Genomic DNA, 21,479 nt, shown 5'->3' with positions numbered 1-21,479 from the left:
TCAATGCCCCTGCACGCGCGACTTCCGGGGTGATTGCCTGCGCCATGGGACTGGCCCTGACGGCAGGTGCCGCCAACCCGGCCCGCGCCGAATCTTTCGATGTCGCGACATTCATCGTCAAACCGGCAGATGAGTCAGCTTCCCTGAAGCTGCGCACGCAAGGGCTCGCCGGTACAGCCGACAACACGCGTGACATTCGTTTCGTCCGGACGCTTGCCACCGGACACCTGTTGTTCGAAGGGACACGTACAGGCGATGCGAGCGAGTCGACCATGACGCAATCCTTGCAACGCCACCCCTGGGTAGCCGATGTGCAGGTCAACCGCCTGTTGACAGCTTCTACCCACGTCGATGCGGCTGATGCACCTTCGTGGAATCATGCCGATACCCCGGCAGGTGCCGGCCTTGCTTCTGCCTGGGCGCTATCGCGTGGCAAGGGCAGCGTGGTCGCGGTGGTTGACTCAGGCATCACGGCTCACCCGGATCTCGCCGACCGGGTCCTGCCCGGATACGACTTCATCACCTCGCCGCGTCGTGCAAGAGACGGTAACGGTCGCGATGCGGACGCGCGCGACGAAGGGCTCGAACAATGTGATGGCAGCGTGCCCAACTGGCACGGCACGCAGGTCGCCGGCCTTGTCGCCGCCAGTGGCAATAGCAGCGAGAACCCGATCGGCGCGGCGCCTGAAGCGCATATCCTACCCGTGCGTGTCCTGGGTGCCGATGGTGGTAATACAGTGGACATCGGCGAAGCGATCATCTGGGCAGCCGGCGGCCATGTGGAGGGCGTCCCTGATAACCCGACGCCTGCGCAGGTCATCAACCTGAGCCTGAGTGGCAACTGGCCCTGCGATACGTTCTCCGCTGAAGCCATCCGTATCGCCAGAGGATTGGGCGCGACCGTGGTGGCGGCGGCGGGTAACGGCTACCTCGATGCGTCCCATACCTCACCCGCCAGTTGTCCAGGCGTGCTGACGGTCGCGGCAACCACCCGGTTCGGAGCGCGCGCTCCGTACTCGAACTTTGGCCCGGTCGTGCGTCTTGCAGCCCCTGGAGGAAACACATCTCCCGTTCTTACCGACGGCATCTGGACGACGACCAATGCCGGGTGCAGTACGCCTGAAGACCCTACCTATACATGGTTCGACGGCACCTCCGCTGCTGCTGCTCATGTCTCGGGTACGGCGGCCTTGATGCGTGCCGTCAATCCAGGGCTTGAGCCGCGGGATGTTCGCGACATCATTATCGATACCACCAGTCCATTGCCTGCGGCGTGCCCGGAAGGATGTGGCAGCGGCTTGCTGGATGCCGCCTCGGCGGTGCGCTCGGCGATCCATTCAAAGGAAGGAATCGAATGAATTTTTCAAAGGTACGTTCGCTCGCTTCGCTTGGCGTGGCTATCACGGCTTCCTTCGCATCGTTGGCGTCCGCCGCTCAGGAAGGGCCCGATCCGCTGGCTGGTGAACAGTGGAACCTGCACGATGCGGTGGCGGGCGCCCGCGTCGGCGACGCCTGGAAGGTCACGCGAGGCGAAGGGTCCGTTATTGCCATCATCGGTAGTGGCATCACCTCGCACGAAGACCTCGATGCACATGTACTGCCAGGTTACGACTTCATCAGCGATCATTTCTTTTCCCGAGATGGAGACGGGCGTGATGATGACGCCCAAGACGAAGGCGACTGGCGCGAAGGCGGGAGTGAGTGCGGGCTTCCCGGGCCGCGGTCGTCCACCTGGGATGGCACCCATGTGGCTGGCATAGCGATGGCAGTGGGGGATAACGGTGCGGGTATCGCAGGCGTTGCCCCGCGGGCGAAACTGCTGCCTGTGCGGTCGATGTCGTATTGTGGAGGAACCCTTCAGGACGTCGTCGATGGCATCACCTGGGCGACCGGTGGACAGGTGCCAGGCGTGCCTGACAACCGGAACCCCGCCCGCATCGTGCAAATGCAGACCGGGGCATATGGACCGTGCCCGGTGCCAATGGCCGAGGCCATTGATGAGGCCCGCCGTCGTGGTGCCGTCATTATTACCGGCGCGGCGAATGATGCTGATGACGCTGCGCTGGCCAATCCTGCCAACTGCCCCGGCGTGATTGTCGTCGCGGCATCCGATCGTCGTGGTGGCCTGGCCAGGTATTCCAGTTATGGGCCGATCGTGTCGCTCTCGGCACCCGGCGGCAGCGGTGATGCCGATGCGCGAAATTACATCGTCACTACCTACGACGAAGGGCGGACGGTGCCGACAAGGGGCATTTACCAGGTCGTTTCAGGTACCGGTGTTGCCGCGGCGCATGTCAGTGGCACGGCTGCGTTAATGCTGTCGGCAAAGCCATCGCTTAGCAGCGACGACGTGACGCGATTGCTGGTGTCGTCAACACGTACGATGCCGGTTGCGTGTCGGCGACCCTGCGGCAGCGGCTTGCTGGATACCTCTGCGGCTCTCACCAGGGCGTTGGAGTAGCGAAGGAGCAGGCGGATCACCCGGTCGTCCAGGTGGTCTGCCCTTTCGTATCGACCGGACGACCCGCATGGCGCCCGGCATGAGTCTTCAGCCGTTCGATTCGAACCGGTTGGCGTCGCGGTTCTTGCGTACCTTTGCCGGGTCCCAGATGCGCCCGTTCATGGCGATGTACACGCCATCGGCAAGGCTCTGCACCGCGCCCACCGCGCAGCCGACGTTGAACACGGCGTCGGAGCCCTGGAAGCGGGCCGGATTGAGGGCGCCGGTAAGGATGATGACCTTGCCCGGGATGCCGGCAAGCTGCGCGGCGGTCTCGACCATGGTGTCGGTACCGTGGGTCACCAGCACGTGGCGGTGTGGTTGCGCCTCGATGGTGCTGCGAATCAGTGCACGGTCTTCATCGGTGACGTGAAGGCTGTCCTTGCGCAGGATGGGGATCACGTCGAAACGGAAACCCACGCCCAACTGGGTAAGGATATCCCCGATCTGCGGGGCACCGATCTGGTAATCCGACTTGTCGTCGAAATAGATCTTGTCGATGGTGCCGCCGGTGGTGACGATGGTGAGGTGCTGCATGGGCATGGTTTCCTGGCCAGGACGGCAAGTTTAGCCTGCGTGCGTTTGGTTCGCTGAAGGTCCGGCCGCGTTTGGATGATGTCAGCGGCTCAAGGATTCAGCAGGGCCGCGTCCCCGGCAGCATCTCCCACCGGATGGCGCATCAGGCCTGAGGCCAGGAACCGGGCCAGCGCGGCCATGCCGTGGGCATCGTCACTATCGAGCTTGCCGGCCAGGGAAGCGGCGGCGGCTGCCCGTCCGAGGGTGAAGATCGCGGCGCGAGCCGCCGTCTCCGAGCCTTCCTCGAGCATCGCGGCCATTGACAGCACCGCTTCGCGAACGGGAGCGGCGGCGTATGCCCCGGCACCCTTGCAAAGCCCAGCCAGCGTATCGGCGAGATCCCCTGTATCCACGCCGCGCAATGCGCGCATGAGATCCAGGGCCAAAACGTTGGTCGTGCCTTCCCATATGGGGTAGACCTGCGCATCACGAAGCAGTTGCGGCAGGCCGGTGTCCTCGATGTAACCGGCGCCGCCAAAGCATTCCAGCGCTTCGGAGGCCATGCGTACGGCGAGCTTGCCGGTCCAGGCCTTCGCCGCCGGGGTCAGCACACGTAACAGCACGCGCTCCTGGGAGGACGCCGTGGCGTGCTCCACCTTGCCCAGCAACTCCGCCACCAGGAAGGCGAGCGCGAATGCCGCCGCACCCTCGGCCTGCATGGTCGCCAGCGTGCGTGCGTGCAAGGGTTGTTCGATCAGCGGTCGTCCGAAGGCCTCGCGACGCCGCGCGTAGTCCAGTGCCAGTGCATTGGCGCGTGCCATGGTTGCCACGGCGCAGACGGCATTCCAGGTGCGCGTGACGTTGAGCATCGGTGCCACCAGCTTCACGCCGTGGTCGAGGCCGCCCACCGGGTGGGCGAGGATACCGTCCAGTTCCACCTCGGCGGTGGGTAGTTCGCGCGTACCGAGCTTGTCCTTAAGGCGGTTGATCGAAAGCCCCTGCCAGCGGCCTTCGGCATCGCGGGTCTCGACGTAGAAGAGGGCGAGGGCCGATGTCCCTGCGGCAGAGCCTTCAGGACGTGCCAGTGCTAGCGCCGCCTCGCCCACGACGGCGGAACTGAACCATTTGCGGCCGTAAAGCCGCCATTGTCCATCAGGACCCTGGCGCGCGGAAGTTTCCGTGCGGCCTACGTCCGAGCCACCCGGCGTTTCGGTCATCCACTGTCCGGAAAGCCAGAAGTCGTCAGCGTCGCGGCTGAGGAAGTGCCCCACGGCACGGTCGATCAGCGCCTGGTTACCCGACGCCTTCAAGGCCGTGGCCGCCCCATCGGTCATCGCCAGCGGGCAGGTATAGAACTCGCTGGCCACGTGGTACAGGTACACGCGCGCGAACTGTCCGACGCGCGCCATGGCGTCGGCTTCATGGCCTGCTGCGAGCACGCCGTGCCGTGTGGTGATGCCGGGACCTTCCTTCCAGGCGCGCGTGAGCTCGATGCGATCCACGCGCGAACCCCAGGCATCGAACGCGGTGAATATCGGTTCGGAGCGCGACGACTGCCGGGCCATGGCGTAGGCCTGCATGGCATGCGTCGCCAACGCCCGCAGATCAGGCAGCATCGCATCGCGAAATCGTGCCGGCAGGCTGCGCAGCAACCGCTGCAGGTTAGGGTCGTCCAGCAGCGGATCGGGCAGGGTGGGGGCGTCCTGGCGAAACGTCATGCGTGCGCATCCGATCGGCGGGAAGGCCAGTATAGGCGCCGCCTGTTATCCCGGCGTCGGTGTTCTCGGCCTACGCACGCCTGCGCCGAGTGTGCCGATCAGCAGCAATGTCAGACCGATTTCCAGCAATGCAGGCACCCGCTCGGGCGGCGAGGACCAAGCCTCGGCGATGCCGTGGCAGAAATAGAACAGGCTGAGGATGCCCACCCACAACAACGCACGGCGCTTGTCGGGTAACGAGAACACCGGCAGCAGCAATGGCACCACCGTGATTCCCAGCACCAACAGGATCGACAGCTGAGTTGGCGGAAACATCACGCCGTGCCACGCCAGCTGAAGCAATACCAGGGCGGCCCATGCCACCAGACCGGTCATCTGCTCGCGGGGCGTACTCACGGGGTGGCCGCCAGTCGCCGCGCCACATCGGCCAGGCGCCGACCCAGGGCACGGGCCAATTCACGTTCATGCTCGGTGATGGCGTTGTCGCCCCCGGCGCCTGAGACATGGCTGGCCCCGTAGGGCGAGCCGCCCGAGAGCGTGCTGGTCAGAGCGGGTTCGGTATAGGGCAGTCCGACCAGCAGCATGCCGTGATGCAGGAGCGGCAGGGCCATCGACAGCAGGGTTGACTCCTGGCCGCCGTGCATGGTGCTGGTGGACGTGAACACCGCCGCCGGCTTGCCGGCCAGGGTTCCTGACCCCCACTGCGCGCCCGTGGAGTCGATGAAGTACTTCAGCGGCGCCGCCATGTTGCCGAAGCGGGTGGGGCTGCCCATCGCCAGGCCTGCGCACTGGGCAAGGTCGTCAAGTGTTACGTAGGGCGCGCCTTCATCCGGTTCGGGCGGCTGGGCGACCGCAGTGACCGGCGCCACCGGAGGCACCTGGCGCAAACGCGCATGCATGCCGGGGATTTCCTCCACGCCGCGTGCCACCATGCGCGCCAGCTGGGCGGTATGGCCACTTCGGCTGTAGTACAGGACAAGGATGTCGGCGGGCATGGGCGGACCTTGGGACTGACGATACATGGTGCAAACTGCGGTAGTCTGGCAGATGTAGCGCCCAGGTTGTCATGGGCGCGGCATTGCGTGCCCCATGGAATGACGGATGCTCCCGCGCTACAACCGCGACCGCATATTCAGCTTTGCCCGGTTTACCTGGTTGCGCTTCGTCGACGACAAGTGCTTCGAGACGGCCGGCGCATTGTCGTACACCACGCTGGTATCACTGGTGCCGCTTACCGTCGCGGTATTTGCCATCCTCTCAGCCTTCCCGGTGTTTGCGCCCTGGCGACAGGCCATCAGCGACTTCGTCTTCCATAACTTCGTGCCCGAGGCCGGGTTCAAGGTGCAGGAATACATGCTGGCTTTCGCCGACAAGGCCAGCCAGCTCACCGGCATCAGCGTGCTGGTCATGCTGTTCAGCGCGGTGACCATGATGATCAGCATCGAGGACCGCCTGAACCGCATCTGGCGCGTACATCAGGCGCGTGGCTGGGGCGCCCGCCTGCTGCTGTATTGGGCGGCACTCACGCTCGGTCCGATCCTGGTCGTGGGCGGCCTTATCGTCACGTCCTATATGTCGGCGCTTCCGCTGGTGTCGGAGGCAGCGCAGACGCTTGGCCTGCGCGAACTGTTGTTCCGCGCGCTGCCCTTTGTCATCACCCTGGTCACGCTGTGGCTGATGTACACGATGATTCCCAACCGCCGTGTGCGCTTCCGGCACACCGCCATTGGCGCACTGATCGGCGCGGTGTGCTTCGAGATCGCCCGATGGGGGTTTACCTTGTTCGTGCGCAACGCGCACACGTATGACGAGGTGTACGGCACGCTGGCGGCGATACCGATCTTCCTCCTGTGGATTTACCTGTCCTGGATCATCGTGATCCTCGGCGCGTCCATCGCGGCGTCCATCTCGGCATTCGAATACCACGCGCCATCGTCGATGTTGCCGGAGGGAGCGGAATTCCTCGGGCTGCTGGTGGTGCTCCGGCACTTCATCGACGCGCAGCGCTGCGGTGAAAATATCGATCCGGGTGCGGTGCGTGATGCCGAACCCTACCTGCAAACCCATGCGGTCATACGGTATTTCGACGATCTTGCGCGCGCGGACATGGTGCAGCGTGGCGAGGGTGGTGGCTGGATGCTCACCCGCAGCCTGGACAGTACCGAACTGTTGCGCGTGTACCAATGTACACACTACCGCCTGCCGCTCCGGCCACGCGAACAGGCGACGGCGCTGCGGATTGACCTTCCGCCGCGCCTGCTGGCGATGCTCGATGCGCTGGCGGAGGCCCTGGACGCCACCCTGGGCGCACGCCTTGATACCGTCTATCCGGCACCCGACATCCCTTCAGTATCCGCACCCACCGTCCCCACGGAGAAAGCTTCATGAAGTTGCCGTTCCTTGCCGCAGGCGTAGCCCTGCTCGCGGCTGTCGCCCCCGCCTTTGCCGCCATGCCGGAGAAACCCACCCTGCAGGTGAAAACCCTCGACGGCAAGCCGTTCGACCTGGCGCAGTACCGTGGCAAGTGGGTGATCGTTAATTATTGGGCCACATGGTGCGCCCCCTGCATCAAGGAAATGCCCGAGATTTCCGATTTCGTGAAGACGCACAAGAACGTCGAGGCCATTGGCCTGGCTTTTGAGGACACCGACAAAGCGGAAGTGGCGGCGTTCGTGCAGAAGCATCCGGTGTCCTACCCCATCGCCCAGGTCGATGTGATCGACCCGCCGAAAGATTTCGATGCACCCAAGGGCCTGCCCACCACCTATCTGGTGAAGCCTGACGGCACGTTGGCGCCACCGATCGTCGGTGGCGTGGACAAGGTAAAGCTTGGGAAGTTGATTCCCCCCAGTCCTTAAGCTGCCGTCAGCGTCTGCAACTCATCGGCCTGGTGTTCGCGGGTGAGCGTATCGACCAGTTCATCCATATCGCCGGCGAGAGTTTCGGGCAGGCGATAGATAGTGAGGTTGATGCGGTGGTCGGTGATGCGGCCCTGCGGGTAGTTGTAGGTGCGGATGCGCTGGCTGCGGTCACCGCTTCCCACCTGCAACCGGCGTGACTCGGCCTGCGCGGCACTTTGCTTGCTGCGTTCCTCGTCCAGCAGGCGCGCCTTGAGCAGGCTCATGGCCCGGGCGCGGTTCTTGTGCTGGCTGCGTTCGTCCTGGCACTCGACCACCGTGCCGGTGGGCAGGTGGGTGATGCGAATGGCCGAATCGGTCTTGTTCACGTGCTGGCCGCCTGCGCCGGAAGCACGGAAGGTATCGACTTTGAGATCCGCGTCGCGGATATCGATGTCGTTGATCTCATCGATCTCGGGCAGGATCGCAACGGTCGCGGCGGAGGTGTGGATGCGGCCTTGCGATTCGGTCTCCGGTACGCGCTGCACACGGTGCGTGCCGGATTCAAACTTCAACCGTGAATAGGCCCCGCGGCCTTCCACACGAGCTACCACTTCCTTGAAGCCGCCGTGCTCGCCTTCACTTGCGGAGAGGATTTCCACCGTCCAGCGCTGGCGTTCGGCGTAGCGGGTATACATGCGGAAGAGGTCGCCGGCGAAGATCGCCGCCTCGTCGCCGCCGGTGCCGGCACGGACTTCCAGGAACAGGTTGCCTTCGTCGCGGGGATCCTTGGGAAGCAACAGCACCTGCAGTTCGGCATCGAGCTTCGCCAGGTGGGTTTCCAGGCGGCTGATGTCCTCGGCGGCCATGTCACGGAAATCAGGGTCGTCGAGCATGCCGCGGGTCTGGGCCAGTTCGTTCTCGGCCGCGTCGTGCGCGGCGAGCGAGGCGGCCACGGGCTCCAGCTGGGCATATTCACGCGACAGTTCGCGAAAGCGCGTGTTGTCGGCCATGACGTCGGGCTGCGACAGCAGTATGCCCACCTCTTCATGGCGTTCGGCGAGGGCTTCGAGCTTGCGGCGGATCGAGGGTGTCATGCGGGACAGTGATTAGACGGGCAGCCATCCATCATGCGGAAGGAGCCTCGTCCGCGTCCAGTCCGTAGAGACGCCCGGCGGCATGCAGGAGGTCCATGTCGCCGGCAAGGGCCGCGTCACGCAGGCGCGCACTGGGTGCATGGAGCAACTTGTTGGTGAGTGTATTGGCCAGGTACGCCAGGGCCTCCTCGGGCGACTTGCCGTTGCGCAGCATGGCCTGTGCACGCAACAGCACTTCGTCGCGATGGGCTTCGGCGGCGCTGCGCATGTCCAGCGCCGGGTTGCGCACACTCAGGGCCCGGCGCCACGACATGTAGCGCTGCACCTGCAGTTCGATGATGGCTTCGGCGTCGAGCGCGGCGCTGGCCCGCGACTTGCGATTCTCGTCGATCACCTGGCGCAGGTCGTCGATGCCATAGAGGTAGACGTCATCCAGCGTGGCGACACCAGGGTCTATGTCGCGCGGCACGGCGATGTCCACCATGAACATCGGCCGACGGCGGCGCTGGCCAATGGCGGCAGCCACCATGTCCCGGGTAACCACCGGCAGTCGCGAGGCGGTGGATGTGATAACGATGTCAGCTTCGGCCAGGTGCCGGGGCAGGTCGTGCAGCGCGATGGCGTAGCCGCTGTGCTGGCTGGCCAGGGCCTGGGCGTTCTCCAGCGTGCGGTTGGCCACCAGCAGCCGGCGCACGTTCTTGTCCGCCAGGTGGCGTGCGGCCAGTTCGATGGTTTCGCCGGCACCGATCAGCAGGACGCACGCCTGGCGCAGGTCAGTGAATACCTGTTCAGCAAGGCGTACCGCGGTGTAGGCCACCGATACCGTGTGCGCGCCGATGCGGGTATCGGTGCGCACGCGCTTGGCCACGGCGAAGGTGTGCTGGAGCAAGCGGTCCATGGGAGCCCGGAGCGACTGGGCTTCCCGCGCCACCTGGTAGGCGTCCTTCACCTGGCCGAGGATCTGCGGCTCGCCCAGCACCATGGAGTCCAGTCCCGTTGCCACGCGAAACATGTGGCGCACGGCCTCGTCTTCCAGGTGGGTGTAGAGGAACTCATCGAGGCGTTGCGGGGTCATACGTTGATGACGCGACAGCCACGACTGCGGTACGTGTTCGGCGCCCGGCGTCACGGAGCAATAAAGCTCGGTGCGGTTGCAGGTGGACAGGATCATCGCCTCTTCCACGCCTGGTTGGCGCTTGAGGTCGTCCAGGGCTTCGGACGCAAGCGCGCCATCGAATGCCACCTGCTCGCGCAAGGCCACCGGCGCGGTGAGGTGGTTGAGCCCGAGAGCGATCAGCGGCATGGCGTGGCGGTTGCGTCCGTGGGATGCGTGGCGTGTTGCAAGGCGTAGGCTAAGCTGTGCCCGCGGGCGGCAAAACCTGCCCCCGGCAATGAGAACCGACGGCAACTGGAGAGCAATTGTGGGGAGCGGCAACGCCAGATTCAAGCAACTGCGGCATCTTGTGACCGCCACGACCGGCGTTTTACTCCTTGTTGGGTGCGCAAACACGGCCACCCGGTTGCCTTCGTCCAGGCCCGCGCCGCCCCAGCCGCTCGATCACCTCACCGTGGCGACCCTTCCACCGGAGCGCGATGCCATGGCGCAGCTGCTGGAAGGGGATTTCGCCCTTTCCCGCACGGATCTCCCTGCAGCGTCGGCCGCCTATGGCCGGGCTGCCCTGCTTTCCAACAATCCCGCGGTGGCCGAACGTGCCGTCCAACTGGCATCGGCTATCCACGATGCCGCCGCCAGTGACCGGGCCCTGGCCCGCTGGCAGCAATTGGGCGCCAAACCAGCCCAACTGGCTGCCATGCGAGCGGAACTGGCCCTGGACCGCGGCCAGGCCGACGAGGCCCAAAAACAGCTGCAACTGTTGGTGGACAGCCATGATCCCGACGCCTGGCGCGATTTCGGCCGGGTGCTGGTGAATGCACGCGACACTGCCCAGGCCGGGCGCATGCTTGAGGCCGTAGCCAGACCCGATCGCCTGCCTGACGATTCCGAAGCGTGGCTGGCGATGAGCGAACTGGGCGATCGGCTGGGCCGCCACGACTATGCGCAGAAGATCGCCGACGCCGCACTGGCGAAGTTCCACGACGCCCGCAGTTATGCCTGGGCTGGCCAGATGCGCTTCAAGGCTGGTGACAAGGCTGGCGCCAAGGCCTATTTCGGCAAGGCCCTGGCCAAGAGCCCGAAGGACGTCCACCTGCGCCTGGCCTATGCCACCCTACTGGGGCAATCCGGTGAAGAGGCCGCCGCCACCAAATTACTCAAGGACGGCCCGCAAAGCCCCGAAACCTTCGCCATTCGCACGGCCCTCGCCGCCAAACGCAACGATCGTGCGGAGCTGGCCCTGATCTACGCGCAGATCAAGCGCGCGTCGGATGAGACCCAGGCCAATACCGCCTACCTTGCCGGCCAGCTGGCCGAACTCCTGGGCAAGCCGGACGAAGCCCTGGACTGGTACGACCAGGTCGCCGATGGGGACACCCATGCCTTCGATGCCGATGCGCGTTCGGCCGTCGTGCTGCTGCAGCTGGGTCGTTCCGAAGAAGCCCATGCGGCCGCCCAGCAAATGCAAATGGATTACGCCGACCAGCCCGAGCAGCTGCGTCGCGCGATCGTGGTTGATGCCGAGCTCTACATGCGTGAACGCCGATTCAACGATGCCGCCGATGCCTACGGCCGTGCGCTGCGCGTCACCCCGGATGATCCGGAACTGGTTTACTCGCGCGGCCTGGCGTACGCCGAAGCGGGCAAGGTGGATGCCGCGGTAACCGACCTTCGCCATGTACTGGACCTCAAGCCCGGTGACGTGGACGCCAGCAATGCGCTCGGCTACACCCTGGCCGATGCCGATCGCGACCTTGGCGAGGCCGAGCAGCTGGTGAAGGTCGCCCGCGACGCCCACCCGGACGACCCGGCCATCGCCGATTCGTGGGGCTGGGTGCAATACCGGCTCGGCCACCTGGAGGTCGCCGCGCAGACCTTGCGTGGTTCGTGGGCTGCCCGGAAAGACGGCGACGTCGGTGCGCACCTGGGCGAAGTACTGTGGAAGCTCGGCAAGCAGGACGAAGCCCGCCGGGTGTTCGACCAGGTGCGCAAGCTCGACCCGAAGAACACCGCGCTGATCGACGCTGAGAAAAGGCTCCGTCCGTGAGGGTCCGCACGATCGCCCTGGCCAGCATGATCGTGCTGGCCGGTTGCGCCACCACGCGCCCGGTGCGCATGGTGGGTGACCCGGCCACGGTGGCCGCCCAGGAAACCCGCGAGGCCTCGCTGGCGGGCCGCGACCACTGGACGCTGAACGCGCGCATGTACGTGGGCAACGGCAAGGATGGCGGAAGTGGCGATCTCACCTGGGTGCAGGACGGTGATCATTACAACCTCACCGTGTCGTTTCCCGGCCGCCAGGTAAAACTATCGGGCGACGCCGGGGGTGCCTTGCTGGAAGGCGCCGACAAGGCGGGTCCCGTACGTGGTCCGGATGCCGAAAGCCTGATGGACAAGGCACTTGGCTTTCGCGTGCCCCTGGCAGACCTCCGCGCCTGGGTCATGGCGGTACGTGCCTCAGGCAAGGCGGCCGACGTCCATTTCGGTGCCGACGGGCTGCCCAGCGAGTTGCTACAGGACGGCTGGACCATTACCTATCCCGAGTGGAACCCTGCCGCCCAGCCGCGCCTTCCGGTCAAGGTGTACGCAGCGCGCACCCCCTATATCGTGAAGCTGGCGCGGATGGACTGGAAGTTTCGCTAGACTGGGCGGTCTTTCGCCCGCCTGGCTCCCGCATGCCGTCTTCCCACGCGTCCGTCCCGGACGCGCCCTTCACCATTGTCCGCGCCGTTTATGGCGATATCGACGCCATTTGCGCGATCGAACGGGCGGCCGTGGAACTCTTTCGCGGCCACGCGGCCTGGCCGTCCTATGCAGCGATGAGCATTCCGCTCGATGTGCTGCATGAAGCCATCGGCAAGGGTCTGGTCTGGGTGGCACAGCTGGCCGACAGCACGCCGGTGGGTTTCGTGTGGCTGGACGCGGAAGCGGGCGATTCCACGATCGGCGTGGCCGAAATCGACGTGTTGCCGGGCTACGGCCGCCAGGGCATCGGCTCAAGCCTGCTCGAGCATGCCTGCGCCTGGGCGCGTTCGGCCGGCTTTCACGCTGTTGACCTGGGCACCCTGGCCGACGTCAGCTGGAATGGCCCGTTTTATGCCCGCCATGGCTTTGTCCCGGTGGACAAGAACCTGCCTGAATTCGCCTTCGCTCTGGAGCGCGATCGTGACAACGGTTTTCCCGATGACCTGCGCGTCTTCATGCGTCGGGAACTGGCGCCGCTGGGTCCTGGCGACTGGGTATCGTTGCCGGCGCCGGCAAAGCTGAACCTGTTCCTGCGCCTGACCGGGCGCCGGCCCGATGGCTACCACGAGCTGCAAACGGTATTCCGCCTGCTTGAATGGGGCGACGAGGTCCGCATGCGCGTTCGCGACGATGGTCGCATCGAGCGCGGGACAGGGGCTCCGGGCGTGGATCCCGAGGCGGACCTCGCGGTGCGCGCGGCGCGCCTGCTCGCCGAACACACCGGTTGCCGCCTGGGCGTGGACATCGAGGTGGAAAAACGCATTCCGATGGGCGGCGGCCTGGGCGGTGGCAGTTCCGACGCCGCCACGGTGCTGGTGGGCCTGAACCGGCTGTGGAACCTGTCCCTGAGTGAGGATGAGCTCGCAGGCCTTGGCCTGAAGCTCGGCGCGGACATCCCGGTGTTCGTCCGCGGCCGCTCGGCCTGGGCTGCCGGCGTGGGCGAGCGGGTGCGGCCGATCAAGTTGCCCCAGCGCTGGTATGTGGTGGTGGACCCCGGCGAACAGGTGCCCACGGCAGTGCTGTTCCAGGCTCCCGAATTGACACGGGAGGCCCCGGAAGCGACAATTTCGGCCTTTGTTTCAGGGCAAGCGGGCGAAAATGCCTTCGAGCCGGTCGTTCGCGCGCGTTACCCCCGGGTGGCAGCGGCGCTGGACTGGCTCTCAGGCTTCGGCCGCGCGCAGTTGTCGGGAAGTGGTGCTTGCGTCTTCCTCGAGACGAGGACCTACGACGCGGCACTGGCCGTGGCCCGGCAGGTTGATCCCTCGATGAACGCTTGGGTCAGCGCCGGCCTGGGTCGCTCGCCGTTGCGCATGGCCCTCGAACGCATCGATACACCCCGGCGCAAGCCGGGTCACAAGAAAAAGAAACATTGAACACATTGTTGGGGCGTCGCCAAGCTGGTTAAGGCACGGGATTTTGATTCCCGCATGCGCAGGTTCGAATCCTGCCGCCCCAGCCATCCCGGGAAGGGATGGCCTGTAGTTGAACATGTAGCTTTCAAGGTCGCGCGGCGGTTCGCTTAAGGCGGGTTGTCCTGGGCAACGAATCAATCACGAGGTCTCACGTGGACACGTCCACCCCGATGCTCTTCACCGGTAATGCCCACCGCGTCCTGGCCGAGGACGTCTGCTCGCGCCTGAACATCGCGCTGGGCAAAGCCCAGGTGGGACGTTTCAGCGACGGCGAAGCACAGATCGAGATCGAAGAGAACGTCCGCCGGCAGGAAGTGTTCGTGATCCAGCCGACGGGTGCACCGAGCGCGGAGAACCTGTTCGAGCTGCTGGTGCTGGTCGATGCGCTGAAGCGCGCCTCGGCGGCTTCGGTCACAGCGGTCATGCCTTATTTCGGTTATGCCCGACAGGATCGCCGCCCGCGTTCGGCGCGCGTGCCCATCACCGCCAAACTCGCGGCCAAGATGATCGCCACGGCCGGCGTCGACCGGGTGCTCACGGTGGATCTCCATGCCGACCAGATCCAGGGTTTCTTCGATATCCCGGTCGACAACGTCTACGCATCGCCGGTGCTGCTGGCTGATATCTGGCGCCACCACAGCATGGACGACATCATCGTGGTCAGCCCTGACGTCGGTGGCGTGGTGCGTGCCCGGGCGCTGGCCAAGCGGCTGGACGACGCGGACCTCGCCATCATCGACAAGCGCCGGCCCAAGGCCAATGTCGCCACGGTGATGAACATCATCGGTGACGTGGAGGGCAAGACCTGCGTGCTGGTCGACGACATCGTCGATACCGCCGGCACCCTGTGCGCCGCGGCTGCCGCGCTGAAGGAAAAGGGTGCGCGCAAGGTCGTGGCCTATTGCGTACACCCAGTGCTTTCCGGTGCGGCCATCGCCAATATCGAAGGCTCGCAGATGGATCAGCTGATCGTTACCAATACCCTGCCGCTGCGCGCCGATGCGCTGCACTGCGCCAAGATTCGCCAGCTCTCGGTCGCCGAACTGCTGGCTGAAACCATTCGCCGCATCGCCTTTGGCGAGTCGGTGAGTTCGTTGTATATCGATTAACCACTCATCTGGTCGCGGGTGAGTGTCTTGGCCGCCGCGAGGTGGCTTCTTGTAAAAACTGAAGGTAATAACCATGGCAACCCAACACGAAATTTTGGCCAAGGGCCGCAAGGACGAGGGGAAAGGTGCGAGCCGCCGCCTGCGTCGTGCGGGCTTTGTGCCGGCCGTCGTCTACGGCGCTGGCCAGGAGCCGGAGAGCATCCAGATCGAGCACAACACCGTTCTGCTGGCCTCGCGCCACGAGTGGTTCTTCTCGTCCGTGCTCAACCTGAATGTCGACGGCAAAACGCAGAAGGTGCTGGTGCGTGACTGGCAGAAGCATCCGTTCAAGATGCTCATGCTGCACATGGACTTCCTGCGCATCAACGAGAACGAAGTGGTCCGCGTCGCGGTGCCCATCCACTTCCTCAACCAGGAAAAATCGCCCGCCGCCAAGACGGCTGGCCTGGTGATCTCGCACAACCTGACGGAAGTTACGGTGTCGTGCCTGCCGGCCAACCTGCCGGAGTACCTGGAACTCGACCTCGCCGCACTGTCGGCCGGCGACATCGTCCACCTGTCGGACATCAAGCTCCCGGCCAATGTGGAAATCCCGGAACTGGCCCTGGGCAAGGAACACGACGTCGCCGTCGTGACCGTGGCCTCGGTACAGGAAGAAGTGGACGCGACCCCGGCCGCCGAAGGCGACGCCGCGGCCCCGGCTGCCGCCCCGGCGCCCGAGAAGAAGTAATCGTCCGCGCCCTGTCCGCATCGTGCGGGCAGGGCGCGTTCGTTTGCACGCATGGAAGGCCTGCGCCTTATCGTCGGCCTCGGCAACCCCGGGGCCGAATACCTCCGGACGCGGCATAACGCCGGGTTCTGGTTTGCCGATGCGCTGGCAGCGCAGCACGGCGAGCGCTTTGGCTTTGACGGCAAGCTGCATGGCGAGGCCTGCAGGGTCCGCATCGCCGGCGAGGCGATCTGGTTGCTCAAGCCCGCCACCTTCATGAACAAAAGTGGTATCGCCGTAGCTTCGGCGCTGCGCTACTACAAGATTTCCCCCGAACAATGCCTGGTGGTGCACGACGAGCTCGACCTCGCACCCGGCACCGTGCGGCTGAAGTTCGACGGCGGCCATGGAGGCCAGAACGGCCTGCGTGACATCGCAGCCCATCTGGGCCATGGCGCGTACCACCGCCTGCGGATTGGCATCGGCCATCCGGGGCACCGGGACAAAGTCACCCCGTGGGTGCTTGGCCGGCCATCAGCGGCCGACGAGGACGCCATCATGGACGGCATCGGCCGCGCCTTCGACGTGCTGCCGCTCACCGTGGCCGGCCAATTCGACGAAGCAATGAAGCGGCTGCACACCGCTGCAGATAAACTCCCCTAGATTCGCGCAGGCGTCTTAAAGCGCCTCGCCCCAACAGCACCTGGCGGTTCCTTCCATGGGTATCAAATGCGGCATCGTCGGCTTGCCCAACGTCGGCAAGTCCACCCTGTTCAACGCGCTCACCAAGGCGGGCATCGCCGCGGCGAACTTCCCGTTCTGCACCATCGAGCCGAATGTGGGCGTGGTGCCGGTGCCCGACCCGCGCCTGGCGGCGCTGTCGGCCATCGTCAAGCCGCAGAAGATCCTGCCCACCACCATGGAATTCGTCGACATCGCGGGCCTGGTGGCCGGCGCCTCCAAGGGCGAAGGCCTGGGCAACAAGTTCCTGGCCCACATCCGTGAGGTCGACGCCATCGCCCACGTGGTGCGTTGCTTCGAGGGTGACGTGATCCATGTCGCCAACAAGGTCGACCCGCTCGCCGACATCGAAACGATCGATACGGAGCTCGCGCTGGCCGATCTGGAATCGGTGGAGAAAGCCCTTAACCGCGCCGAGCGCGCCGCCAAGGCCAACGACAAGGATGCGCTGGCGCGCAAGCCCGTGCTGGCCAAGCTGATGGCTGCGCTTAGCGAGGGCAAGGCCGCCCGGATGGCGGGCCTGGACGAAGAGGAACGCGCCCTGGTGCGCGACATGTTCCTGATCACCATGAAACCCCTGATGTACATCGCCAACGTGCTCGAAGACGGCTTCGAGAACAACCCGCACCTGGACCGCGTGCGTGCCCACGCCGCGGAAGAGGGCGCCGAGGTCGTGCCGGTATGCGCCGCCATCGAAGAAGAACTCTCGCAGATGGACGACGCCGACCGCGATGAATTCCTGGCGGATCTTGGCCTCTCCGAGCCTGGCCTGAACCGTGTGATCAACGCCGGCTACAAGCTCCTGGGCCTGCAGACCTATTTCACCGCCGGTGAGAAGGAAGTGCGTGCATGGCAGGTCAAGCGCGGTTCCACCGCGCCGCAGGCCGCCGGCGTCATCCATACCGACTTCGAGCGTGGCTTCATCCGCGCCGAGACCGTCGCCTACGATGATTTCATCAAGTACAACGGCGAATCCGGCGCGAAGGAAGCCGGCCGGCTGCGCCTGGAAGGCAAGGACTACATCGTGAAGGAAGGCGACGTACTGCACTTCCGGTTCAACGTCTGAGGTTTTGTACTCACGTTGCCCCACGGGTGGGCTTCGCTGCATCAATGGCCGGCTGACCCGCGCTTACTAGACGAAAAAGAAAGTATCGACAACGCGTTCCATCAGGCATCCTTCGCGTCGGCGATCACCTTGCGCTGCATGGTGTCCAAATAAGCGTCTAGTTCCGCAATCGAGGTAAACACCTCGTTCACCGGCACCGCCTTGACGATGTCGAACACCTTGCGCACCTGCGGCTGCGGGTTCACCAGCAGCAGCGTACCGCCGCGGGCCTGCATGGCCCGGCGTAGCTTGGCGATGCTGCGCAGGCCTGCACTGGAGATGTAATCCAGGCTCTTCAAGTCCAGCACGATGGTGGCGTTGTCGTTGACGCTCTCGCCGGCCGTCATGGCGGCTGCATCGAGCTCCGGGGCGGTTTGCGCATCCAGCCGACCACCGATGGCAAGCGTGGCCAGGCCGCGGGTTTCCTGGAGATGTTCGATGGTGAGGCTCATGGGCCGTCCCTCATGGTGTGGATGGTGAAGCAAAGCGCAGGCTCACCACGTTACCGCCCGGCTCGCGCTCACAATGAGAAGCGTCGGCCAGTTGGCGTGCCAGGGGGATGCCCAGGCCGCCTATCTGGTCATGATCGACGGGTTCGGGGTGGGCGAAGGGATCGAACGGTGGACCGTCATCGCGGATGCACAGGTCGAAGCCGTCGTTCACCGCCTCCAGCGACAGGTCGATGCTCGTGGCGCTGGAGTGGTCGACGATGTTTACCAAAAGTTCTTCTGCTGCCAGGCGGATGTCGGCACGGGTTTCCGCGCCGGCGCCGGCGTCACGCGTGAACGCATCGGCGGCATCGAGCAGGGCAAACACGGCATCGCGATCAGGGGCGATGCGTCGGGAGAATCGCGTGCGCATGGCCCTACCTTGCCAGTTCAGCGCCAGCAAGGCGATATCGTCGGACTGGCGGAAGTGGCTGGCATGCGCTGAAACGGCGGTCAGTAGCCGGTCGATACGGGTGCGGCCGCCCATTCCGCGCGGGCCTGACATGGCGGTAAGCAGGCGCGACTCGCCAAAGAGTTCATGGAAGCCATTGTCAGCTTCGGTGATGCCGTCGGAATACATCAGCAACTCATCGCCTGGCAGGAGCCTTGCACTGGCCAGCGGAAATTCTGCGTCCATCTGCAGGCCGAGCGCCGGTCCGCTCTCCACGGTGAGCGGTATGCAGGTTTCGCCGCGGCACAGCACCGGTGCCTCATGGCCGGCGCTGGCCACGAACAAGCTTCCAGTGGCGCGATCCATCGTCGCGCAGACCAGGGTAACGAACATGCAGGCATCGTTATCCGGTTCCAGTTCCGTGTTGAGCTCGGTCAATAACTGGTCCGGACCGGCGGCATCGCGGGCCAGGTTACGGGCCAGGGTGATGGTGCGGGCCATGAACAGAGCTGCCGCCACGCCTTTGTCGGATACGTCACCTACCATCAGCCACAGGCGATCTGGCTGTACCAGGTAGAAATACAGGTCGCCTCCGACCGCCTGGGCCGGCTGCAGGTGGGCATGCAGTTCGAAGTCCACCCCGGCGTGCCTGGGCGGCGGCAGCATCGAGGTCTGGATCAACCGCGCGATGTCCAGTTCGCTGGCCAGGCGCTCGCTGGCCCGGCTGCCTTCGGCGACCGCCTCGATCTGGGCGGCCAGTTCGACGCGCATGCCCTCGAAGCTGCGCGTCAGCCGCCCCACCTCGTCGCGTGCAGGGCTGGGCGGCAGGGCGTGGCCGCGGTCGCCGGCCGCGATCCGTTCGGCCTGTAAGGTCAGGACCGATAGAGGCGCCAGCAATCGCCGGCTGATGGTCAGGATCAGGGCCGAGATCGCCAGCAGGCCGAACAGGCCCAGGGCGAGGTCCGTCAGGAAGGTGCGGCGCATGTCGGTGTAGATGCGCGATTCGGGGATAACCAGCCCGAACTGCCAGGGTGTGCCAGGTACTTCGGTGACATAGGCCCAGCTCGGTTCATTGACACGGGCGCCATCTGCGGCAGTCAGGCGCATGGGGGCGCCCTTGCTACGGATGATTGAGGTGGTCAGGAACGAACTGGCCCGCGTGCCGACGAAGCCTGGCCGCTCATGGGCCAGCATCAGCCGGTTCTCATCCATCACGAAGGCATAGCCACCGGCGGGTTCCGGAAGGCTGCCCAGCAGGGCCTGGAGCCAGTCGAGGGTAAGTTCGGAGGCCACCACGCCGGCATTGCGTTCCATCGGCTGGACAAAGCCGACGACGCTGCCGCCGCGCGTATCGGCCATGAACGAGCGTTGCCAGCAGCCGTCGGCACATGACAGGCCCTGGGCATACCAGGCATCAGTCTTGTCCTGGGCAAGCTCGACGCTGCGGATGGCGCCGCCAGGTTCGCGCACCACCAGCAGGGTGGTCCGCGGCAGGCCCTTGGCCGGCGTGAAAGACACGACAATGCCCGAGAGATCCGGATGTCCACGCACGACATCGGGCAGCATGGCGTCGGCGTCGGCCTTCTGAGCGGGCAGCACCGTATGCAGCACGCGGGTGATAGCCATTGCATCGCTCACCCGCGCGGCGATCCGCGCCGCCGTGCCATTGGCCAGAGCCAGAGCCTCGCGGTGGGTCTGGGCCAGCACCTGGCGACGGGTATGTTCAAGTAGTGCGGCGCCAGTGACGCCAAGCACCAGGGCCGACCCCAGCAGCATCCAGGTCGCAAGCCTTGCCGAGACGCTGCGAAAAATCATCCTGATCCTCCCCGGGGTGGTAGCCGTCATGGCCCGGGCTGCGCGCCCGTTTCCTGTGTAAGAGGAACCTTACATCGGGCCAGCAGCCGCTGTCGCATAATTACGACACCCCTATACGGCAATCGAGAGTCATGGCTGGCACACAACCCGACGTCAACTTTCGCTTCCTGGCCCAGCCCACCGATGTCAATTTCGGCGGCAAGGTCCACGGTGGCATGGCCATGAAATGGATCGACCAGGCAGGGTATGCCTGCGCGGTGGGCTGGAGCGGCGCCTACTGCGTCACCGTGTCCGTCAGTGGCATCCAGTTCATCGCCCCGATCCTGATCGGCGACCTGGTCACGGTCAAAGCCCGGTTGATCCATACCGGTACCTCGAGCATGCACCTGCTGGTGGATGTCTTTGCCAGGGACCTCAAGGCCTGCGATGAGCGCCTGTGCACCAGTTGCGTCATGGTTTTCGTCGCCCTGGACGCGCCCAACGGCAGGCCCACGCCGGTTCCCGTCTGGATGCCGCAGACCGAAGAGGCCCGCCAGCTGCAGATATACGCGCGGAAACTGGCTGAAATGACCCGGGACATGGAGCGCGAAGTTGCCGCTCACCGGCCGCCCACGGTAACCGACGCCTGCGCCTGAAACGTCCACGGGATGTTGACAGTCCAGCACCCCCGCCACACAATAGGCGTTCTTTGTTGGAGGGATACCCAAGCGGCCAACGGGGGCAGACTGTAAATCTGCTGGCTTACGCCTTCGGTGGTTCGAATCCACCTCCCTCCACCAGACATTCCTGCGGTTGAAGGAATGCGGGTTTTCCGCTTAGGCGGGAGTAGTTCAATGGTAGAACTTCAGCCTTCCAAGCTGATTGTGCGGGTTCGATTCCCGTCTCCCGCTCCATTGCTGCTTCGGTTTTTGCATTGCTCATGTAGCTCAGTCGGTAGAGCACTTCCTTGGTAAGGAAGAGGTCGCTGGTTCGATTCCAGTCATGAGCACCATCTTGGCTTTACTACCACTTCTATCATCGACTCCATCGGGGTTTAGCGCGCATGGCAAAGGGTAAATTCGAACGCACCAAGCCGCACGTCAACGTCGGCACCATCGGTCACGTGGACCATGGCAAGACGACCTTGACGGCTGCGCTGACCAAGATCGGCGCCGAGCGCTTCGGTGGTGAATTCAAGGGTTA

Annotated in this window: 21 protein-coding genes and 4 tRNA genes; 17 read left to right on the top strand and 8 right to left on the bottom strand. The window is 64.9% G+C overall.

The window, feature by feature from the left end; all coding sequences use genetic code 11:
• The coding region (locus VGM61_RS07850; RefSeq protein WP_331522203.1) for a S8 family serine peptidase at window positions 1-1,358 on the top strand (1,358 nt) is incomplete at its 5' end.
• Window positions 1,355-2,461, top strand: a complete 1,107-nt coding sequence (locus tag VGM61_RS07845; RefSeq protein WP_331522202.1) for a S8 family serine peptidase — start codon at window positions 1,355-1,357, stop codon at window positions 2,459-2,461. The genes VGM61_RS07850 and VGM61_RS07845, both read left to right, overlap by 4 nt.
• Before the next feature lie 87 nt (window positions 2,462-2,548).
• Here the strand turns inward: VGM61_RS07845 and VGM61_RS07840 are convergent, their stop codons facing one another.
• The 4 genes from VGM61_RS07840 to wrbA all read right to left on the bottom strand — a co-directional run bounded on the left by VGM61_RS07840 (window position 2,549) and on the right by wrbA (window position 5,729).
• A complete protein-coding gene (locus VGM61_RS07840) occupies window positions 2,549-3,037 on the bottom strand; it encodes an asparaginase domain-containing protein (protein WP_331522201.1) in 489 nt (162 codons plus the stop codon).
• Between the two features lie 89 nt (window positions 3,038-3,126).
• Window positions 3,127-4,734 carry an acyl-CoA dehydrogenase family protein gene (locus VGM61_RS07835; RefSeq protein ID WP_331522200.1) on the bottom strand — a complete coding sequence of 536 codons (1,608 nt, stop codon included), beginning with the start codon at window positions 4,732-4,734 and terminating at the stop codon, window positions 3,127-3,129.
• A gap of 45 nt (window positions 4,735-4,779) precedes the next feature.
• Entirely contained in the window at window positions 4,780-5,109 is a 330-nt protein-coding gene (locus VGM61_RS07830) for a DUF2069 domain-containing protein (RefSeq protein WP_331522206.1), read from the bottom strand.
• Between the two features lie 17 nt (window positions 5,110-5,126).
• Window positions 5,127-5,729, bottom strand: a complete 603-nt coding sequence (gene wrbA, locus VGM61_RS07825; protein ID WP_331522199.1) for an NAD(P)H:quinone oxidoreductase — start codon at window positions 5,727-5,729, stop codon at window positions 5,127-5,129.
• A 106-nt stretch (window positions 5,730-5,835) separates the two neighbouring features.
• Between wrbA and VGM61_RS07820 the strand changes: the two genes are divergently transcribed.
• Both VGM61_RS07820 and VGM61_RS07815 read left to right on the top strand, forming a co-directional pair.
• Window positions 5,836-7,122 carry a YihY family inner membrane protein gene (locus VGM61_RS07820; RefSeq protein WP_331522198.1) on the top strand — a complete coding sequence of 429 codons (1,287 nt, stop codon included), beginning with the start codon at window positions 5,836-5,838 and terminating at the stop codon, window positions 7,120-7,122.
• Entirely contained in the window at window positions 7,119-7,592 is a 474-nt protein-coding gene (locus tag VGM61_RS07815; RefSeq protein ID WP_331522197.1) for a TlpA disulfide reductase family protein, read from the top strand. Before VGM61_RS07820 ends, VGM61_RS07815 begins: the two co-directional genes overlap by 4 nt.
• Here the strand turns inward: VGM61_RS07815 and prfA are convergent.
• Both prfA and hemA read right to left on the bottom strand, forming a co-directional pair.
• Window positions 7,589-8,668, bottom strand: coding sequence for a peptide chain release factor 1 (gene prfA / locus VGM61_RS07810; RefSeq protein WP_331522196.1), 1,080 nt, complete (start codon window positions 8,666-8,668; stop codon window positions 7,589-7,591). The genes VGM61_RS07815 and prfA overlap by 4 nt on opposite strands.
• A 31-nt stretch (window positions 8,669-8,699) precedes the next feature.
• Window positions 8,700-9,971, bottom strand: a complete 1,272-nt coding sequence (gene hemA / locus VGM61_RS07805) for a glutamyl-tRNA reductase (protein WP_331522195.1) — start codon at window positions 9,969-9,971, stop codon at window positions 8,700-8,702.
• A gap of 295 nt (window positions 9,972-10,266) precedes the next feature.
• Between hemA and VGM61_RS07800 the strand changes: the two genes are divergently transcribed.
• The 8 genes from VGM61_RS07800 to ychF all read left to right on the top strand — a co-directional run bounded on the left by VGM61_RS07800 (window position 10,267) and on the right by ychF (window position 17,564).
• Window positions 10,267-11,829 (top strand): tetratricopeptide repeat protein, encoded by a 1,563-nt coding sequence (locus VGM61_RS07800; protein ID WP_331522194.1) that lies wholly within the window; start codon window positions 10,267-10,269, stop codon window positions 11,827-11,829.
• Window positions 11,826-12,425 carry an outer membrane lipoprotein LolB gene (locus VGM61_RS07795; RefSeq protein ID WP_331522193.1) on the top strand — a complete coding sequence of 200 codons (600 nt, stop codon included), beginning with the start codon at window positions 11,826-11,828 and terminating at the stop codon, window positions 12,423-12,425. Before VGM61_RS07800 ends, VGM61_RS07795 begins: the two co-directional genes overlap by 4 nt.
• Before the next feature lie 32 nt (window positions 12,426-12,457).
• The gene (gene ispE, locus VGM61_RS07790; RefSeq protein WP_331522192.1) at window positions 12,458-13,900 is read left to right on the top strand and encodes a 4-(cytidine 5'-diphospho)-2-C-methyl-D-erythritol kinase; all 1,443 of its coding nucleotides are present in this window, start codon (window positions 12,458-12,460) and stop codon (window positions 13,898-13,900) included.
• 9 nt (window positions 13,901-13,909) lie between these two features.
• A tRNA-Gln gene (locus VGM61_RS07785) sits at window positions 13,910-13,986 on the top strand.
• Between the two features lie 123 nt (window positions 13,987-14,109).
• Window positions 14,110-15,048: a ribose-phosphate diphosphokinase gene (locus VGM61_RS07780; RefSeq protein ID WP_331522205.1), complete on the top strand. Its 939-nt coding sequence runs from the start codon at window positions 14,110-14,112 to the stop codon at window positions 15,046-15,048.
• A gap of 73 nt (window positions 15,049-15,121) precedes the next feature.
• On the top strand, window positions 15,122-15,778 hold the full coding sequence (locus tag VGM61_RS07775) for a 50S ribosomal protein L25/general stress protein Ctc (protein ID WP_331522191.1): 657 nt from the start codon (window positions 15,122-15,124) through the stop codon (window positions 15,776-15,778).
• Window positions 15,779-15,829: 51 nt separating this feature from the next.
• The gene (gene pth, locus VGM61_RS07770; protein ID WP_331522190.1) at window positions 15,830-16,420 is read left to right on the top strand and encodes an aminoacyl-tRNA hydrolase; all 591 of its coding nucleotides are present in this window, start codon (window positions 15,830-15,832) and stop codon (window positions 16,418-16,420) included.
• A gap of 55 nt (window positions 16,421-16,475) precedes the next feature.
• A complete protein-coding gene (gene ychF / locus VGM61_RS07765; protein ID WP_331522189.1) occupies window positions 16,476-17,564 on the top strand; it encodes a redox-regulated ATPase YchF in 1,089 nt (362 codons plus the stop codon).
• A gap of 101 nt (window positions 17,565-17,665) precedes the next feature.
• Here the strand turns inward: ychF and VGM61_RS07760 are convergent, their stop codons facing one another.
• Both VGM61_RS07760 and VGM61_RS07755 read right to left on the bottom strand, forming a co-directional pair.
• Entirely contained in the window at window positions 17,666-18,055 is a 390-nt protein-coding gene (locus VGM61_RS07760) for an STAS domain-containing protein (protein WP_331522188.1), read from the bottom strand.
• A 10-nt stretch (window positions 18,056-18,065) separates the two neighbouring features.
• A complete protein-coding gene (locus VGM61_RS07755) occupies window positions 18,066-20,297 on the bottom strand; it encodes a SpoIIE family protein phosphatase (RefSeq protein WP_331522187.1) in 2,232 nt (743 codons plus the stop codon).
• Window positions 20,298-20,428: 131 nt separating this feature from the next.
• Between VGM61_RS07755 and VGM61_RS07750 the strand changes: the two genes are divergently transcribed.
• The 5 genes from VGM61_RS07750 to VGM61_RS07730 all read left to right on the top strand — a co-directional run.
• Window positions 20,429-20,932 (top strand): acyl-CoA thioesterase, encoded by a 504-nt coding sequence (locus VGM61_RS07750; RefSeq protein ID WP_331522186.1) that lies wholly within the window; start codon window positions 20,429-20,431, stop codon window positions 20,930-20,932.
• 58 nt (window positions 20,933-20,990) lie between these two features.
• A tRNA-Tyr gene (locus tag VGM61_RS07745) sits at window positions 20,991-21,076 on the top strand.
• 40 nt (window positions 21,077-21,116) lie between these two features.
• Window positions 21,117-21,190: transfer RNA gene (locus tag VGM61_RS07740), tRNA-Gly, on the top strand.
• A gap of 22 nt (window positions 21,191-21,212) precedes the next feature.
• A tRNA-Thr gene (locus tag VGM61_RS07735) sits at window positions 21,213-21,288 on the top strand.
• 51 nt (window positions 21,289-21,339) lie between these two features.
• Window positions 21,340-21,479 (top strand): GTP-binding protein (locus tag VGM61_RS07730; RefSeq protein WP_331522204.1); only part of this gene is annotated, 140 nt, incomplete at its 3' end.

Source organism: Pinirhizobacter sp., from assembly GCF_036499745.1.
Lineage (GTDB): Bacteria > Pseudomonadota > Gammaproteobacteria > Xanthomonadales > Rhodanobacteraceae > Pinirhizobacter.
Note: the sequence above shows the minus strand (reverse complement) of the source record. Positions and strands in the feature narration are given on the sequence as shown.

Excerpts from the sequence above, each read along its gene's own strand:
- VGM61_RS07845 (WP_331522202.1), top strand. The coding sequence starts at position 1,355 with ATGAATTTTTCAAAGGTACGTTCGCTCGCTTCGCTTGGCGTGGCTATC.
- VGM61_RS07840 (WP_331522201.1), bottom strand. The coding sequence starts at position 3,037 with ATGCAGCACCTCACCATCGTCACCACCGGCGGCACCATCGACAAGATC.
- VGM61_RS07835 (WP_331522200.1), bottom strand. The coding sequence starts at position 4,734 with ATGACGTTTCGCCAGGACGCCCCCACCCTGCCCGATCCGCTGCTGGAC.
- VGM61_RS07830 (WP_331522206.1), bottom strand. The coding sequence starts at position 5,109 with ATGACCGGTCTGGTGGCATGGGCCGCCCTGGTATTGCTTCAGCTGGCG.
- wrbA (WP_331522199.1), bottom strand. The coding sequence starts at position 5,729 with ATGCCCGCCGACATCCTTGTCCTGTACTACAGCCGAAGTGGCCATACC.
- VGM61_RS07820 (WP_331522198.1), top strand. The coding sequence starts at position 5,836 with ATGCTCCCGCGCTACAACCGCGACCGCATATTCAGCTTTGCCCGGTTT.
- VGM61_RS07815 (WP_331522197.1), top strand. The coding sequence starts at position 7,119 with ATGAAGTTGCCGTTCCTTGCCGCAGGCGTAGCCCTGCTCGCGGCTGTC.
- prfA (WP_331522196.1), bottom strand. The coding sequence starts at position 8,668 with ATGACACCCTCGATCCGCCGCAAGCTCGAAGCCCTCGCCGAACGCCAT.
- hemA (WP_331522195.1), bottom strand. The coding sequence starts at position 9,971 with ATGCCGCTGATCGCTCTCGGGCTCAACCACCTCACCGCGCCGGTGGCC.
- VGM61_RS07800 (WP_331522194.1), top strand. The coding sequence starts at position 10,267 with ATGGCGCAGCTGCTGGAAGGGGATTTCGCCCTTTCCCGCACGGATCTC.
- ispE (WP_331522192.1), top strand. The coding sequence starts at position 12,458 with ATGCCGTCTTCCCACGCGTCCGTCCCGGACGCGCCCTTCACCATTGTC.
- VGM61_RS07780 (WP_331522205.1), top strand. The coding sequence starts at position 14,110 with ATGCTCTTCACCGGTAATGCCCACCGCGTCCTGGCCGAGGACGTCTGC.
- VGM61_RS07775 (WP_331522191.1), top strand. The coding sequence starts at position 15,122 with ATGGCAACCCAACACGAAATTTTGGCCAAGGGCCGCAAGGACGAGGGG.
- pth (WP_331522190.1), top strand. The coding sequence starts at position 15,830 with ATGGAAGGCCTGCGCCTTATCGTCGGCCTCGGCAACCCCGGGGCCGAA.
- ychF (WP_331522189.1), top strand. The coding sequence starts at position 16,476 with ATGGGTATCAAATGCGGCATCGTCGGCTTGCCCAACGTCGGCAAGTCC.
- VGM61_RS07760 (WP_331522188.1), bottom strand. The coding sequence starts at position 18,055 with ATGAGCCTCACCATCGAACATCTCCAGGAAACCCGCGGCCTGGCCACG.
- VGM61_RS07755 (WP_331522187.1), bottom strand. The coding sequence starts at position 20,297 with ATGATTTTTCGCAGCGTCTCGGCAAGGCTTGCGACCTGGATGCTGCTG.
- VGM61_RS07750 (WP_331522186.1), top strand. The coding sequence starts at position 20,429 with ATGGCTGGCACACAACCCGACGTCAACTTTCGCTTCCTGGCCCAGCCC.